The 15303-nt window shown below is 43.1% G+C and carries 15 protein-coding genes; 6 read left to right on the top strand and 9 right to left on the bottom strand.

Features of this window, described 5'->3' with window-relative positions:
- Positions 1 to 11: 11 nt before the first annotated feature.
- From MAMP_RS00340 to MAMP_RS00320, 5 genes are all read left to right on the top strand, one after another.
- Entirely contained in the window at positions 12 to 563 is a 552-nt protein-coding gene (locus tag MAMP_RS00340; RefSeq protein WP_007143963.1) for a pilus assembly protein PilP, read from the top strand.
- 3 nt (positions 564 to 566) lie between these two features.
- On the top strand, positions 567 to 2675 hold the full coding sequence (gene pilQ / locus MAMP_RS00335; RefSeq protein WP_007143962.1) for a type IV pilus secretin PilQ: 2109 nt from the start codon (positions 567 to 569) through the stop codon (positions 2673 to 2675).
- Between the two features lie 82 nt (positions 2676 to 2757).
- Positions 2758 to 3309, top strand: coding sequence for a shikimate kinase AroK (aroK, locus tag MAMP_RS00330; protein WP_139031814.1), 552 nt, complete (start codon positions 2758 to 2760; stop codon positions 3307 to 3309).
- Entirely contained in the window at positions 3290 to 4375 is a 1086-nt protein-coding gene (gene aroB, locus MAMP_RS00325; protein ID WP_007143960.1) for a 3-dehydroquinate synthase, read from the top strand. Before aroK ends, aroB begins: the two co-directional genes overlap by 20 nt.
- A 7-nt stretch (positions 4376 to 4382) precedes the next feature.
- Positions 4383 to 5939 carry an SPOR domain-containing protein gene (locus MAMP_RS00320; RefSeq protein WP_007143959.1) on the top strand — a complete coding sequence of 519 codons (1557 nt, stop codon included), beginning with the start codon at positions 4383 to 4385 and terminating at the stop codon, positions 5937 to 5939.
- Here MAMP_RS00320 and MAMP_RS00315 read toward each other — a convergent pair.
- The 5 genes from MAMP_RS00315 to MAMP_RS00295 are packed head-to-tail and all read right to left on the bottom strand — an operon-like array spanning position 5914 to position 11058.
- Positions 5914 to 7071 carry a pyridoxal phosphate-dependent decarboxylase family protein gene (locus tag MAMP_RS00315; protein WP_007143958.1) on the bottom strand — a complete coding sequence of 386 codons (1158 nt, stop codon included), beginning with the start codon at positions 7069 to 7071 and terminating at the stop codon, positions 5914 to 5916. The genes MAMP_RS00320 and MAMP_RS00315 overlap by 26 nt on opposite strands.
- 6 nt (positions 7072 to 7077) lie before the next feature.
- Positions 7078 to 7662, bottom strand: a complete 585-nt coding sequence (locus MAMP_RS00310) for an amino acid kinase family protein (RefSeq protein WP_007143957.1) — start codon at positions 7660 to 7662, stop codon at positions 7078 to 7080.
- A gap of 1 nt (position 7663) precedes the next feature.
- Positions 7664 to 9049, bottom strand: a complete 1386-nt coding sequence (gene pabB / locus MAMP_RS00305; protein ID WP_007143956.1) for an aminodeoxychorismate synthase component I — start codon at positions 9047 to 9049, stop codon at positions 7664 to 7666.
- 9 nt (positions 9050 to 9058) lie between these two features.
- Complete coding sequence (locus tag MAMP_RS00300) at positions 9059 to 10105, bottom strand: hydantoinase/oxoprolinase family protein (protein ID WP_007143955.1); 1047 nt, start codon at positions 10103 to 10105, stop codon at positions 9059 to 9061.
- A complete protein-coding gene (locus MAMP_RS00295) occupies positions 10102 to 11058 on the bottom strand; it encodes an ATP-grasp domain-containing protein (RefSeq protein WP_040576090.1) in 957 nt (318 codons plus the stop codon). The genes MAMP_RS00300 and MAMP_RS00295 overlap by 4 nt, the downstream gene beginning before the upstream one ends.
- Before the next feature lie 21 nt (positions 11059 to 11079).
- On the opposite strand from MAMP_RS00295, the gene MAMP_RS00290 reads away from it, so the two are divergent.
- Positions 11080 to 11796, top strand: a complete 717-nt coding sequence (locus MAMP_RS00290; protein WP_007143953.1) for a HisA/HisF-related TIM barrel protein — start codon at positions 11080 to 11082, stop codon at positions 11794 to 11796.
- Between the two features lie 27 nt (positions 11797 to 11823).
- Here the strand turns inward: MAMP_RS00290 and fae are convergent, their stop codons facing one another.
- From fae to mch, 4 genes are all read right to left on the bottom strand, one after another.
- Positions 11824 to 12342 (bottom strand): formaldehyde-activating enzyme, encoded by a 519-nt coding sequence (fae, locus tag MAMP_RS00285; RefSeq protein WP_007143952.1) that lies wholly within the window; start codon positions 12340 to 12342, stop codon positions 11824 to 11826.
- Between the two features lie 103 nt (positions 12343 to 12445).
- On the bottom strand, positions 12446 to 13336 hold the full coding sequence (locus tag MAMP_RS00280; RefSeq protein WP_007143951.1) for a triphosphoribosyl-dephospho-CoA synthase: 891 nt from the start codon (positions 13334 to 13336) through the stop codon (positions 12446 to 12448).
- A complete protein-coding gene (locus MAMP_RS00275) occupies positions 13326 to 14240 on the bottom strand; it encodes an ATP-grasp domain-containing protein (RefSeq protein ID WP_007143950.1) in 915 nt (304 codons plus the stop codon). Before MAMP_RS00275 ends, MAMP_RS00280 begins: the two co-directional genes overlap by 11 nt.
- Positions 14241 to 14246: 6 nt before the next feature.
- Positions 14247 to 15230 (bottom strand): methenyltetrahydromethanopterin cyclohydrolase, encoded by a 984-nt coding sequence (mch, locus tag MAMP_RS00270; protein WP_007143949.1) that lies wholly within the window; start codon positions 15228 to 15230, stop codon positions 14247 to 14249.
- Between the last annotated feature and the right edge of the window lie 73 nt (positions 15231 to 15303).

Here is a 15303-nt window from a genome sequence, read left to right as displayed (position 1 = left end):
GTAACAATGACATGAACACAATTTACCCATCATCAAACCTTATATTTAAATGGGCCTTATCGCTGCTTCTTGTATGCTCACTAGCAGCTTGTAATCAGGATAAAGCCGATTTGAATGCCTATATAGCTCAGGTGAAAAGTCAACAGAAATCGGATATAGAGCCGATACCTGTTATGAAACCCTATGAGAAGTTTGCGTATGCGGCTTCAAACTTGAGAGACCCGTTTGTTCCAACTGTGATTGATGTCCCGCAGCCCGCACCAGAGCCTGTTGTTGATAATGGTATTCGTCCCGACGAAAACAGACGAAAAGAAGTATTAGAATTTTTCGATTTATCACAGTTGCAGTATGTAGGTACATTGGAGCAAGAGCAGGTTTGGGCTTTGGTGAGAGCACCGGATGGTGTCATACACCGTGTGCAGACAGGTAACTATATGGGCCAGAATAACGGCAAAATCATGGAAATCAGTGATTCCAAATTGGTTCTCAAGGAAATTGTTCCTCAGGGCGGTGGTGGTTATATCGAACGTGAGACTTCCGTTCCGGCGGTAGAGGTAAATTAGTCAATGAAAATGATTAGAGATGGAAAAGTCATGGATACACAGCAATCATTACAAACCAAGCCGAGTTGGAGCGTTAGATTGAAACAGCATTTATTCTGGTTAACCGCTTTTCTAATGGCATCAAATAGCGTCAATGCCGCAGAAATGACGGCTGTAGATTTCACTGCACTGCCTGGTGATAAAGCAAAAATACAGGTGCAGTTCTCTGGTGATTTTCCTGAACCACATAGTTTTTCGACAGATGATCCCGCCAGGATTGTGATTGATTTTGCTGGTGTCAAAAATGCACTGCCACAGAGAGTCAAACAGGTAAATGTTGGTGTGACTAAAAGTATCGCTGCTGTGGAAGCAGGGGATCGCACTAGAATGGTTATTAATCTACTGCAAAAAGTGCCTTATACAATAAGCCGTGACAATAATCAGATGACCGTTACCATCGATAGTGTCAATGTGGCCAAAAATAAAACAAGTACAACATCGGCAACAAATAGTGTGACAGATATTGATTTTCGTCGAGGTGATGACGGCCAGGCCCGTTTGATATTAAAACTCGCTAATGATAATGCCTCTATGGATGTTAAACAGGAGCGGGGAAATATTGTTGTTGATTTGAGCAATGTTTCTTTGCCGGAAAAACTTCATCGCCGTCTGGATGTGATGGATTTTGCTACACCAGTACAGTTTGTGGATACTGAAAGTAAAAATGGTGGGACGCAGCTAACGCTCACAACAAAAGGTAAATATGAGCACCTTGCCTATCAATCTGAAAATACACTGGTGGTGGAAGTTAAACCTGTAGCAGAAGATGAGTTGAAAAAAGGTGGCCGAAATGAGTTTGGCTACACCGGCGAAAAACTCTCATTGAATTTCCAGAATATTGAAGTGAGAGCGGTACTACAACTCTTGGCTGATTTCACAGGAATGAATCTGGTCACCAGTGATACAGTAACGGGCAATCTTACTCTACGTTTGAAAAATGTCCCTTGGGATCAGGCCTTAGATATCATTTTAAAAACAAAAGGCCTGGCCATGAGACAAAATGGCAATGTGATGTTAGTGGCACCGGCAGCAGAAATTGCGGCAAGAGAAAAACAAGAGCTGGAAGCACAAAAACAGCTAGTTGAGTTAGAGCCTTTGTATACGGAGATCAAAGAAATCAAGTTTGCCAAAGCTGATGAACTGGCGACTTTGTTGCAAGGCGATGGTAAAGAGTCAGGTTTCTTATCAGCCCGAGGTAATATTACGATTGATGCCAGAACAAACTCTCTGTTAATTCGTGACACAGCGAAGAGCCTGACTGAAATTGGTCAAGTGATTGAACAGTTGGATAAACCTGTCAGACAAGTACTGATTGAATCACGAATCGTTATTGCCAATAATGATTTCGAAAATGAATTAGGTGTGCGGTTTGGAGCCTCTGCAAAAAGTAATACCTTGGGTGCTGCTACTTCGTCATCACTCAGTGATTTGTCAGTCACCGACACAGGTAGTGTGACTCCTGCAACAGGAGCCAGAGCACTTGGACAGGATTTAAATGTTAATCTACCTGTTAGTGATGCCGCAGGCACTATTGGTCTTGCATTAACAAAATTACCGCTAGGCATGATTCTTGAGCTTGAATTATCAGCCATGGAAACAGAAGGTAAAGGTGAGGTTATCTCATCTCCACGAGTGATCACCTCTAACCAAAAGCAAGCTACGATTGAGCAGGGCACAGAAATCCCATATCAGGAAGCAACTTCAAGTGGTGCGACGAATGTATCTTTCAAAGAAGCTGTTCTTAAGCTGGATGTGACACCTCAAATTACCCCTGATGATCGTATTGTCATGGATTTGGAAGTCAGTAAAGATGCAGTAGGTAGCCTTTTTAATGGTATTCCGAGTATAGATACTCGAAAAGTTCAGACTCAAGTGTTGGTCGACAATGGTGAAACCGTCGTGCTTGGTGGTATTTATGAACAAACAAAATCTGATACGGTAGAACGTGTGCCATTTTTTGGTGATTTACCCTATGTCGGCTTTATGTTCAGAAATACGAATAAAACAGATACAAAGCGCGAACTACTTGTTTTCATTACACCAAAAATTGTAAAAGAAGGTTTTCAATACTGAAATCAGTCATTTTCAGTTAAAATCAAAAAGCCGGGTCTTGTATGAGCCGGCTTTTTTGTCATCAGCATTTGGATAAACCACATTGAGTTTAGGTAATATATTTCTTGTTGGGCCGATGGGATCAGGGAAGTCTACGATTGGTAGACAACTGGCTAAAGTTCTGCATAGAAAATTTTATGATAGCGATAAAGTCATCGAAAAGCGTACAGGCGTCTCGATTTCCTGGATTTTTGAGATGGAAGGCGAGTCGGGTTTTAGAGAACGTGAATCCAAAGCGATTGACGAGCTGACAGAGCTAAAAAATGTGGTCGTGGCTACAGGTGGTGGTGCCGTTTTATCCGAGCAGAATCGACAATGCCTGAAGTCTCGTGGCCAGGTGATTTATTTATCAGCCTCAGCCGAACAGTTATATCGGCGCACGGCCAGAGATAAAAAACGGCCATTGTTACAAAATACGGATAGACGTAAACAAATCGAAAATTTGCTCACTATTCGTGAACCACTCTATCGTGACGTGGCTGACATCATAATAAAAACCGGTGAACAATCCGTCCAGCACACTGTAAATGAAGTTATCCGTAGGCTGAAAGAATTAGACAAGAAAAGAAGAACTCATGAAAACGTTACAGGTTGAATTAGCAGAGCGAAGCTACCCGATATACATCGGTACTGACTTATTGTCACAGAAAGAACTCCTTACAAAGCATATTAAACGTCAGGAAGTATTGATTGTGACCAATGAAACAATCGCACCTTTATATCTCGATAAAGTAAGTGCTCTGTTGACAGAATTTAAATGTGACTCGGTGGTGCTTCCTGATGGCGAATCATACAAAACTCTGGAGGTCATGAATCATATCTTTGACAAGTTACTGTCTGAGCAGTTTTCCAGACAAGTGACTTTGATTGCATTAGGTGGTGGTGTGATTGGCGATATGACAGGGTTTGCAGCCGCTTGCTATCAGCGTGGTGTACCCTTTATTCAAATACCCACCACATTATTGTCACAAGTGGATTCTTCTGTGGGTGGGAAAACAGCGGTTAATCATGCTTTGGGTAAGAACATGATCGGCGCTTTTTATCAGCCTCAGTGCGTGGTCGCTGATACCAATACACTCAATACGTTGGATGACCGACAATTAGCATCGGGTCTTGCCGAAGTCATTAAATATGGTTTGATCAATGACCTGGACTTTTTTGAGTGGTTAGAAAAAAATATCTCAGCATTAAAACAACGTGACTCCCAAGCCTTGGCTTACGCCATTGAACGCTCATGTCAGGATAAAGCGGATATTGTTGCCAAAGATGAGACAGAGCAGGATGTTCGTGCCTTATTGAATTTAGGTCATACCTTTGGCCATGCCATTGAAACTGGCATGGGCTATGGTAATTGGCTACATGGCGAAGCGATTGCAACTGGTATGTTGATGGCGGCAGATCTCTCTGCACGGCAAGGTTGGATGTCTGCCGATGAAGTGAGCCGAATTGCCGATTTGTTTCTCGCTGCTGGACTTCCTGTTCAAAGCCCACAGGAAATGTCTGCTCAGAAATTTTTATCCCTGATGTCTGTGGATAAAAAAGTGCAGGATGGCGTTATCCGTCTTGTACTCTTAAAAGGTATTGGTAAGGCCATCATCAGTGATGATTATGATGTAGAAAAGCTGCAAGAAACGCTGGTGGCATTTCAGGAAAAACAGTAGGTGATAGATGAGTGATATTGCGGCAACATCGCCTGAGCCAGCATATATCACTAAGCTGGCCTTACAGCGTTTACCTTTTTCTGAAGTCAAATCTGCGGAAGATTTTTTTGATGGCCGATATATTAAGCAACGTCGTTTGCTTATTCTGCATTTATTAAGATCCACTTCCACACCGATATTGTTGCAAGCTGACACTGGCTTAGGAAAAACGACGTTACTGCAACAATTACAGCGTCAAACGACGTCGGATATGCGCTTTTATCGCTGGCGTAATAATATTTCCACACTTGAACAATATCAGGGCATGCTAAAGGCATTAGCTACTGAACTTGCGTCGACAAATGATGAAAAATCATTGGCGAATCTATTAAAAGAGCGGTTGAGTCATCTAAAAAAACTCAATATCACACCGGTATTGCTAGTAGATGACGTACAACTTTTATCTGAGCCTGAGCAGCAACTATTACACAGTTGCCTGAGCTGGCAGGATGATGAACAGCAACCCATTCTGCAAGCTGTTCTTTCGATGACGGCAGAGACGAAATTTAATCTTGTTTCTACACAGTGGTTGGATTTACCACCGCTGGAATTTATTGAGACCGAAGCGTATTTACTACATCGTTTGAAAAGCGCCGGATATCAGGGCGACAGCCCTTTTTCGCCAAAAGAAATTCAGTATTTAAGTAAGGCCTCTGCTGGTAATCTTGCGCGGTTAAATGCTCTGGCTCATCAACAATTGCTGGGTATCAAGGCAAAAACCTGGAGACGTACGCCTAAAATTTCCTTGGGTCAGATTAACTGGCTTCGATGGAGCGGTGGTATTTCACTTGCTGCTGTTATTGTGCTTATTCTGGTTTTCCAGAATCGAATCAATGACTGGATATCTGCATCTACAGTATCACAGAACACACTGGAATTACCTGAAGATATTTCCGCAGAGGATAATAAGCTGGCTACAGTAGTGGTGGGCGATGAGCAAGAGAAAGAAGCCAAAATGCTATCTGAGCGAGAAAAACTAGAGGCCTTGCTTGCAGAAATCCCAACGCCAGCGTCAGAAACATCAAGTGCTCAAGATCAGGAAAAATTGATGCCGTCGGCTGAAGCTGAGCAGGTAGTTGTCGAAGCAGAACCTGAGGAAAAAATAGAAAAAGAAATCCCTACCGTTCCTGGGCCTGAAGAGCAAATAGTTAACAATGAAAATAAAACAATTGCTCCAAAACAAGTGAAAAAACTTGAACCAAGTATCCTTGATAAGGTTCACGACACTAAGTGGATTCTTTCTCGCCCAGCCAAACATTACACATTCCAGTTAATGGGGTCATGGGATGACAAAGAAGTCGATGCCTTTATTGAAGAACATGGGCTGACCGGTGATATGGCGCGCTTTACCAGCTTGCGTGATAACAAACCTTGGCATGTTTTAATTTTTGGTGTTTATCCATCTAAGCAGGCAGCTTTAAAAGCGAGTAATCAGTGGTCAGGTGCAATGAATAATTTGCCTACCTGGTTACGCCGTTTTGATAGCGTACAGAAACAAATTAAAGAAAAGGGTGTAAAGCCTTGAGCAGTTTTTCTGCACTAGTATCGAGCCCGGCAAAAATCACACGGTGATAGCACGTTTGATTCAAGTTAATGGTAGAAACGGTACCCTTTTCGACTAAAGGGGCTAACAGAGCGTCATGATCCGCTTTGAAACAGACAATCCCAGTGCCATGATTAATAATCGGCCATTTTGTTTGTTTCTGAAGTTGGCTTGCAAAATATTCTGCTTGCTCAAGTCGGTAGTTGATCTTATCGATAAACCAATCTTTTCCTAATATTTTCCAATTTAGCCATAAAGGTATAAATAATTCTGCCCCGTAAGAGCCGCTAATGGCCTTCTCAGGTGATTCGGAGAGGTAGTTGATGTCATGGGTATGTTCAGGTTTTGAATGGCTGAATAAAACACTGCAAGGGCGTGGCTGAAACAGTGACTTATGGGGATCAAAGCTGAGACTATCCACTTTGGGCATAAATTGCTTAAACAGATTGTTTTCATCGATGAGTAAATTACTGCCGCCCCATGCCGCATCGATATGTAACCAACAGTTATGTTTTGTTGAAATAGCGGTGATTTCTTCTATGGGATCAATTGCCCCTGTCGCGGAGGTGCCCATATTAGCAATAATCGCGATGGGGGCATCTTGTGCACATTTTTTCTCTAATGCAACGAGGTCGATTTGCTGAGCCGTATTGCAGGGAATCGCTTCAAAGGTGATACCGAGAATGTCACAGGCTTTTCTTATCGAGTAATGTGAAGCTTCACTGCCGTATACCACCTTTTTATTAACAGACTGACTTCTTGCCCGCCATAATGCGTCTAAATTTGAGTAGGATCCGCCATGCGTGAAGCGTGCATGAGAAAAGCCAAACTCGTGAGCTAACGTTGTCTTTATCTCGCTTTCAGCGTGTTTAAGTTTAGGGTAAAGCTCCGGAGATAAGAGATTGCCATGGTGGTGTAGTGCTAACTGCATGCCTAATTGACTATAAGGTGCTAATGACGGTGTCATATGAGCAGCCCAGTCGGCGCGTTGATGATAGCTGGCTTCGTTAACTAAGTCTTGGTAAGAGATGTCTGACGACATTAACCGTTGCGTATCAATGATATATTGTTTGTCTTCTGAACGATGAACGACAGGGGATTCAGGATTTTTCATCAGCTGTCATTGCAGGACAAGACCTTTGTCAGGGAACAAGGCTTGTTGTTGAAAATGAAATAAACGGGTCATCACTGGTTGTTGATGGAATAAAGGCAGAAAACCACTATCTAGTACATTATGACTGATCAATGATTTTATTTGACTGGAGATGACTGTGCTGCGTTTGATAATGCTTAACTCGTCAGCCTTTAGGGATTGACTTAGCCACAGAGCCATACTGTCTGATGTAATATTCCAGCTGTGTCTCAACTCCGGGACAGATAATACTTTTTTATCAGGTAACCAGATATAAAGACCGTTTTTCAGTGGCGTGGTTGGTTGCTCAGTTGGATAATAAAAAGGCCGACAATTTGGCGCGAGATCTTGTATCAGTAAGCCGAACTGTGACATCGCTAATATCGCCATGTGATGCGCTGTTGAGTCACTAAATCGATGTAGACGTTGGGCATGTCGGACTTCATCGGCGAAAGGGCCACCGCCCGGTACAATAATGACCGTTTCGTATTCACTGGCTCTGCTTAACAATGTCAGCCATTGTTTCAGCTCTGGGGTATGAAAAAGGCTGCCGCCCAGCTTGATAATCCGCATATTATTGTAAAAACTTGATTAAATTGATCATGGCTGCTGCTTTATCATGCACTTCCTGGTATTCCTCATCTGCATCTGAGTCTGCCACAATGCCACCACCCGCCCAGAATCTTAAGCGATTATCGCTGAAGACCATAGTGCGAATAGTAATATTGGTATCCATATTACCATCAAAGCCAATATAACCAATGCTTCCGCAATAAATACCACGACGGTGTGGTTCGAGTTCTTCAATAATTTCCATTGCCCGAAGCTTGGGGGCGCCAGTAATAGAACCACCAGGAAAGCAGGCCCTGAGCAAGGTTACGGCAGATTCTGTCTTGGCAAGTGTACCTGTAATCGTGCTGACTAAATGATGTACTGTAGCGAAGCTTTCCAGTGCAAAAGGCTGTGGAACCCGAATACTTCCAGGTTCACACACTTTGCCGATATCATTTCGGAGTAAATCAACGATCATTAAATTTTCGGCACGGTCTTTCAGGCTGGCCTGTAATGATTGAGCAAGCTGGCGGTCTTTTTCCGGATTGTTTAGATCCCGCGGCCTTGTACCTTTAATCGGTTTTGTTTCAACTTTGGCCCCATCAACGCGTAATAAGCGCTCTGGTGAAGAGCTCAAAATGGTTACACTGCCCGTGTCAAAATAGACTGAAAACGGCGCTGAATTTTGTTTACGTAATGCCTGATAAGCTATCCAGGGATCGCCTTCAGCTGTGACCTCAAAGCGTTTTGCCAGATTTACCTGGTAACAGTCACCTTCAGTAATATATGCTTTGATTTTTGCGAATGCGGCTTTATAGCTAGATTCATCAAAATTACTGGTGAGTGGGCTGGTAATAGTAAATGTATCCGATGTTTCTTTAGCTGTAGACAAATTTAATTTCTGAAGCAGTTCTGGCCATATTTTATGGGTTTGTGGATCCAGACCATGACTGGTTAACCAGCAGCGTTTCAACTTATGGTCAACGATGACAGCCCAATCATAGATACCAATCGCCATATCTGGAATATGTTCAGCATCTTCAGCAAGTTCAGGTAATACTTCCAAATACCGACCTAAATCATAGGCAAAATAACCTATTGCACCACCGGCAAAAGGCAAATCGGTTGTCCGCTGTTTATAGTCTTTTAATATGTCATTAAGCAGCAGAAAAGGATCCAACGTCACAGTTCGCTTATTGTGATGATGGCTTATCTGTGTGCTGCCGGCCGCTGTTTCTAAGGTAATAAATGGTGCTGCCGCGAGAATGTCATAGCGGCCTACTTCTGGTGAGGTATTGGCACTATCCAGCATGACCGGCCAAGGATAATCACGTATTTGACTAAAAAGAGCGGCACTATCTTCGACATAGGGCAGCTCAGTTGTTAAAGAAGGGTAATCAGCATTCATTAAGGTATTCTACGACAACTGATGTGCGGCAAGAAGAGCTAAAGCCGCTGCAGGTGCGAAACAAGAGGCTTCGGGATGATGTTGGCAAAACTGAGCATAATCGATATAGGGACGGTTCAGCCGGGTTGCACATTTTTCGACGATAAATTTCCCCACACCTGCACCCACAATGGGACTGGATAGTTTCCAGTCTGGAAATCGGCTTAATACTTGATGACAGCCTTTAATGACTTGTTGTAACTGCTTTTCAGCAAACCAGGCTGCGACATTTTGCCATTGTGCTATGGAAGCATCGTGTGCATCACAGCCTAGCATTCTGGCTAATCGCTGTTGGCTATAAACCGCATTCCATGGCTTGCCATCAGCACTTTCATCCTGAATATCGGGGGAGGTAAGTTGATCTAATAACAGCCAGATATCACCACTACTGGCAAACCATTCTGCAGCGAGTGAAATACGGTCGCCATGCAATGGCGCTTCATCAGTAATGGCCATAAGTGGTGTTCTTATGGCACCGGTATACACCAGTTCTCCTGAACGCTGCCTGCCATAATCGGTGGTAGCGGCTGGTTGAATTTGATAGTTATCAATGGCGATGATGTCACAAGTCGTACTACCAATATCAATGAATAAGCCCTGTTCGATATGCTTTGCAGCCAGCATTGCGCTAGCTTGCCAGTTCATTGAGGCAACATCTTGCCATTGCAGGATGGCTTGTTTTTTATTGAGCCAACCAGATTGGCCTGCAAAAAAATGCAAGTCATCAGCTTTTAGATGAGTATCAACACAGTTAACAATGGCTTTGACACCTTCTTCTCGATTATTAAAAGCATCAACCAGTTCCCCTGTCATTGTGATGTAATGTGATGTGGGCGTGTCAGGCAATTGTTTGAGTGCTGTTTGTAGCGTATCTGTTAATGCATCAATACCTTTCCATAACGCGCAGGGGAGCTGAAAAACGTTGAGCAGTTTTCCTGCATTATCAGCGACAGCGACTTTAAGGTGAGCGCCACCAATATCCCAGCCACAATAAGCTATATTTGTTTTTGTTGTCATTTTGCAAGTAAGGCTTGTATTTGTTTATTAAGTGTTTCAGCAGGATTTGTTTTTTCTCGCATAGCAGGCTCAGCATAGGTACTGGTTAGTCGTGGATTTACCTCTATGACATATATGGCATTGGTCGTTTTTACAATGTCGATACCAACAAACCCACTTAACCCATCGATACAATGACTAATCTGATTGGCTAAACTCAATGCCTGCTCACGAGATAACATATCAAAACGCTGTGCTTCACAGTAACCTAAGTGTAACTGTTGCTGATCTTGTTTTATATGCTGAATATTGACTGAAAGCAGTTGAGTTTCCCCTTCATTGATAAATAAACTTAGGCTGAGGTTCTCACCAGAAATATAAGTCTGAACAATAAATTTATCTTTAGGCAATGTCGACAGTCGTTGTCTTGTGTCAACACTATCGCTGCAATAGGTGTTTTCACAGCCTGCACCATCAATTGGTTTTATGATCCATTGAGCCTCGGTGGCGTGATCTTCACTTAACCAGTCATTTGCTGTGAAGGTCTTTGGTGTTGTTATATGATGTTTTTTTAAATGTTGATAGCAGAGATATTTATCACTACAAAGTCGAATAGCACTGGAGCTACAGTTAAATATCCGCTTTTGTTGCTGCTCCAGTGACAACACAAAATTAAACAGTATTGAATCTGTTTCGGGGGCTATGACCAGAAAGAAATCATAGTGCTGTTGGCATTGTTGCCAGGTTTCAGTGAATTGAAGCTGATTTTGGATAGGATATGTCGTTAAACGATCTGTAGAGATAGTTAGTGCTGGCAGTCTTGAGTCTCGCATGAGCGCGACTTTATAACCATATGCCAGTAGATCACGACAGATGCTTTCAAGCATTAACTCGCCTTCGCGCATCAAGCCAGCGGAAAATACCTCTTCTGACAAGGCTCCACTGGTAAGATGTTCATATATAAAAATCGTCATTTAAGCGGACTATTGAGAACTATGGATATTATACCTGTCATTGATATACGTGATGGTATTGTTGTACATGCAAAAGGGGGAGACAGGGCTAACTACCAGCCATTGACTTCGTTATTAACATCATCAGTGATACCTGAGGATGTCATTGGCGATTTATTAGCTTGGTACCCTTTTCAGCAGTTATATATTGCCGATCTGGATGCGATAGAGAAGGGAGTTCATCATCCACAGCGTTATAAAAATATCTTGACGGCATTTCCACGGCTGAATATTTGGCTTGATGCGGGTATTGCTGAAATGCAGGATTATTTATGTTATTCAGACACATCCCGACTATTTCTGGTGCTTGGTAGTGAAACTCTGAAAGATATCAGTTTGCTTGAAAAGTCTGGTTCTGATGTTGAAAAACAACCAATTTTGTCATTGGATAAAAAGTCTGGGCAGCTTCTGGGACATGAGGCCATCCGTGAATCAGCATACTGGACAGATAGATGCATCGCGATGAGTTTAGATAATATCGGTGCGAATCAAGGTCCTGATTTTGAGTGGCTGAAGTTATTAATGGAAGCTAAACAGAGTGTGAGCTGGTATGCCGCGGGTGGTGTACGTAGTGAAGATGATTTAGAACGATTATTAGAAATGGGAGTCGCAGGTGCACTAATTGCCAGTGCACTACACACTGGTAAACTAAGCAAATCAGCAATCGAAAATTTAAGCAGGGACATCACTCTTCCGTAGAAGAGTGATGTATGAATTGCTTAAATCTTACTTAGCACCAAATGGGTGTTCGCTAGATTTGTATTGTGCAACAACGTCAGCCGCTTTAGGCTCACGAGCAACTGCACGTTTGATAGCTTCTTTAGTAGCGCGATAGTTCCAATCTTGGATTTTTTCATCGCTATCAGCAGTTGGAGAGATGAATACACCAACGCAAATGAAGCAGTCATCAGCTTCACCAGCTGGGATTGTGCCATCTTCAACACATTCAGCAACAGCAAGTGAAACACCACGCTGTGCTGGGCCGAACATTTGAACGGCTTGTTTCATGTTTTTGATGGTGACTTTGTTGAACATTACAGTCGCTGGCTTAACCATTAAGTTAGGCGCAACAACAGCCAACAAGCCATTAACCCCTTGTTTCTGGTCGGTGAGTGTACGGCAGAAAGCATCTTCTGCTGCTGAGCCACGTGGACCCATGATTAAGTCAATGTGAGCTACGTTGTCTAAGTCACCATCTTCGATGACCAATGATTCACCTACAAGTACGCGATCGATAACTGGCATGTTATATTTTCCTGTTCCAAAAAAATTGTCAAAAAGGCTCATTTTTTTCCCTCCTTATTGTGAAAGGAAGGGTTTATACGTAATAAAGGAACGTATCACCTGCTCAGTGCCGTCCGCTAAATGCTTCGTGGTACTGAAATTCATTAAAAGAAAGCAGTCGACCAAACCTGTGCAGTAATAATGTCGCTGCGATGAGGTCTGCCGATGTTCCCGGGTTAATTGCTTTCTCTTTTAATTCTTTATCCCAGAGAGAGAGTGCATCAAAATGGGTGTCTAAATTACCCGTTTCTTCTATTTGGATCACAAACTGTTTTGCTCTCTCACTGACTTTGGTTGCCAGCGCAGTGGATTGCTTACGGGATATCAAGCTATCCAACGCCTTCGATAACAACTTAAGATACGCGAAAGCGGTTGCCCATTCAACACTTTCCCCAGAATTTATCGCTTTTGTCAATGCTGGCAAACTCAGATCCCATAGCGTCTTGAAATTATTGACATATTGTTGGGCAATTTGATCACGGTTTTTTGCTAAGTCCATGGCTTCAAGCAAGGTAATGGTTGGTACTGCGCTGATATCATGCTCGTCTTCCTTGCCTAGCCCTCCCGCTTCAGCCAAACGTATTGCTTCGTAGCAATGAATTGCATCATTAACAGTCAGGTTACTGAGTACGACTTGGAGCCGCTGTGGAAGTTCATCAAATGATTGACAATACTGGATCGCCTGGCAAAGTGGTGCAAATAGTAAAACGATGCCTAAATTGGTATTGCAGTTAACAACCTGTCGTGTTGCCTGAACCGATTGCAAAATACGTTCGCCTACGGTCAAGCCAGTTTTTGCCATAATGGGTGCAATTGCACGAGCGCTTTTAATAAAATCTTCCACCACCATATTATGGCCGTCACTGATGACATTTACGTTACCAGGTTTAGGCGCTAATACTTCCTGCTGACAGGCCCAGAACACAGCATCTTTAATGTCTGATTCAGAGAGCATGTGTGGCTTGTTTCTGCTCTATTCGTCTGATTAGTGCTTGTGCTAAGTGCATAGCAACATCAACGCCAGTCGCTTGATAAAGGCCTTTCCACGCTGGGACGCTATTGACTTCCAATACCGTAAAATGACCATCTTTATCACGAATCAGATCAACGCCAGCGTAATCTGCATTCACTGCTGCAGTGGCTTTTATCGCTAATTGTTTCATGTCTTCGGTGACTGTTGTCGCAAAGCAACTGGCACCCTGAGCAAAATTGGTGATCCATTTGTTTGAGCGTCGGCTCATTGCTGCACAGACTTCATTATCGATGACTAATAACCGCCAATCTTGCCAGATCCCTTCTTTCTCAGGTGCAATATATTCCTGAAGGTAATAAGCGTCGCCGACGGGAGCGAGCTGTTCAAATTGGCCTAACTCTTCTATTAAGGTAATGCCTTTACCCTGACAGCCAAACAGGGGTTTCATCACAATTTTATTACCCATATTCAATTCCCGGGTAATGATGTGTTTTGCCATGCTGCTGTCTTCGCAAGCCCAGGTTCTGGGGGTGCTCAATCCTGCCTGATGCAAGCGTAATGATGTTCTGGCTTTATCTACCGTGTATTCAATCGCAGTTGCCGGGTTAAAAACGGGAACACCCAGTTCAGCCAAGGTATGTAAAACATCCATACGGAGGGTGATTTGTTCCAGAAATCCTGGCGCAATTCCACGGACCATAGCGGCGGCGGGTAGCTCATTATCAAAACCTGGAATATACAAGCCCGTGGGGGAATCAAGATCAATACGGCAGGCGGCTAAGTCAGTTAATACCGCATCGACACCCAGCTGGCTCAGTGAATGCGTTAATTGTTCGCTGTGCCAGCCATGTGTGTCATTAAAAATAACAAGGCGATTTGTCGCCATAGATAATTAAAGTCCGAAAGAAAGGTTGAGTAATTCCTGATTCAGCTCACCAGCAGTAAAACTTTTACCTGTTTTAGTACTCGTCACAATCACTTTACCTGGGCTGAACAGCATGCCGTCAATTTTGAAGAAGTCGTATTCATATGACTTAAAGATATCCGCAAAAGGTCGGCCATAATCTGATGAGGTATTGCTTGGCATTTTTTCAGCCAGATCTTTCGCTTCTTCATCGGTGGCATCGACAAATAAATGAACCTGACCACCAAACAGAATAGCGTCGTTAGTGCGACCCATGGCTGTCATAAAGTCCCCACCTGGTGGTGCGACAGGAGTTGAGCCATAACCATCAACAATTTTCTCTAACGGGAAATGCAGTTCGTGGGCTTTATGCATTGCCACTTCCAATACGCGAATAGCAATTTGCATAACACCAGCCAGACTAGATGTCGGGGTAAGAATAAAAGTTAGATTTTCTGGTTTGATACCACAGTTATCAGCTACTTTTTCAGCCACTTCTACTGGTGGGAAACTATCCACTTCCAGAACAATAACGGTAGATTCTGCTTCATCTTTGTAACCAAACTCTTTGAAGATTTCTTCTCTTGCTGCCAGTGCACGACCTGGACCTGATCCTAAAGCAAAAAACTTACTGTCTTCACTTTTATGAGATAAGCTCCATCCTGCATATTGACTACCAAGGCAGCTCAATACCGGTGTTTTGGCATGAACATTAACTGACCATGGCCAGTTAGCAAAACCACTGTTTGTCCCAAGTGTGGCGGTACCCAGACCACCCATGCAAATTTCGCCAATAAGACGTCCAGCTTCAAGACCGCCAGTACAATTGATACCTGCATCAACGACGCGGGTGCCATTACTTAATGTACTGATTTCAAGTTGCAATGCTTCAGCATTATCAATTAATGCATCTACGAGAGGTTGGCAGGCAGCGTTTACACTGGTCCATTTGGCTGAAATGTCTGTGCTCATTGTAACGTCCTATAGCTAGAGTCGAAAAAAGTTGCTTAGATTATACGTGATGAATGGTTCGCTTATGCAAGGT

The sequence above is a fragment of the Methylophaga thalassica MP genome (genome assembly GCF_000214595.1).
In the GTDB taxonomy this organism is placed as follows: Bacteria; Pseudomonadota; Gammaproteobacteria; order Nitrosococcales; family Methylophagaceae; genus Methylophaga; species Methylophaga thalassica.
This window is presented reverse-complemented; position numbering and strand designations above follow the sequence as displayed.

Excerpts from the sequence above, each read along its gene's own strand:
- MAMP_RS00340 (WP_007143963.1), top strand. The coding sequence starts at position 12 with ATGAACACAATTTACCCATCATCAAACCTTATATTTAAATGGGCCTTA.
- pilQ (WP_007143962.1), top strand. The coding sequence starts at position 567 with ATGAAAATGATTAGAGATGGAAAAGTCATGGATACACAGCAATCATTA.
- aroB (WP_007143960.1), top strand. The coding sequence starts at position 3,290 with ATGAAAACGTTACAGGTTGAATTAGCAGAGCGAAGCTACCCGATATAC.
- MAMP_RS00320 (WP_007143959.1), top strand. The coding sequence starts at position 4,383 with ATGAGTGATATTGCGGCAACATCGCCTGAGCCAGCATATATCACTAAG.
- MAMP_RS00315 (WP_007143958.1), bottom strand. The coding sequence starts at position 7,071 with ATGAAAAATCCTGAATCCCCTGTCGTTCATCGTTCAGAAGACAAACAA.
- MAMP_RS00310 (WP_007143957.1), bottom strand. The coding sequence starts at position 7,662 with ATGCGGATTATCAAGCTGGGCGGCAGCCTTTTTCATACCCCAGAGCTG.
- pabB (WP_007143956.1), bottom strand. The coding sequence starts at position 9,049 with ATGAATGCTGATTACCCTTCTTTAACAACTGAGCTGCCCTATGTCGAA.
- MAMP_RS00300 (WP_007143955.1), bottom strand. The coding sequence starts at position 10,105 with ATGACAACAAAAACAAATATAGCTTATTGTGGCTGGGATATTGGTGGC.
- MAMP_RS00295 (WP_040576090.1), bottom strand. The coding sequence starts at position 11,058 with ATGACGATTTTTATATATGAACATCTTACCAGTGGAGCCTTGTCAGAA.
- MAMP_RS00290 (WP_007143953.1), top strand. The coding sequence starts at position 11,080 with ATGGATATTATACCTGTCATTGATATACGTGATGGTATTGTTGTACAT.
- fae (WP_007143952.1), bottom strand. The coding sequence starts at position 12,342 with ATGCCAGTTATCGATCGCGTACTTGTAGGTGAATCATTGGTCATCGAA.
- MAMP_RS00280 (WP_007143951.1), bottom strand. The coding sequence starts at position 13,336 with ATGCTCTCTGAATCAGACATTAAAGATGCTGTGTTCTGGGCCTGTCAG.
- MAMP_RS00275 (WP_007143950.1), bottom strand. The coding sequence starts at position 14,240 with ATGGCGACAAATCGCCTTGTTATTTTTAATGACACACATGGCTGGCAC.
- mch (WP_007143949.1), bottom strand. The coding sequence starts at position 15,230 with ATGAGCACAGACATTTCAGCCAAATGGACCAGTGTAAACGCTGCCTGC.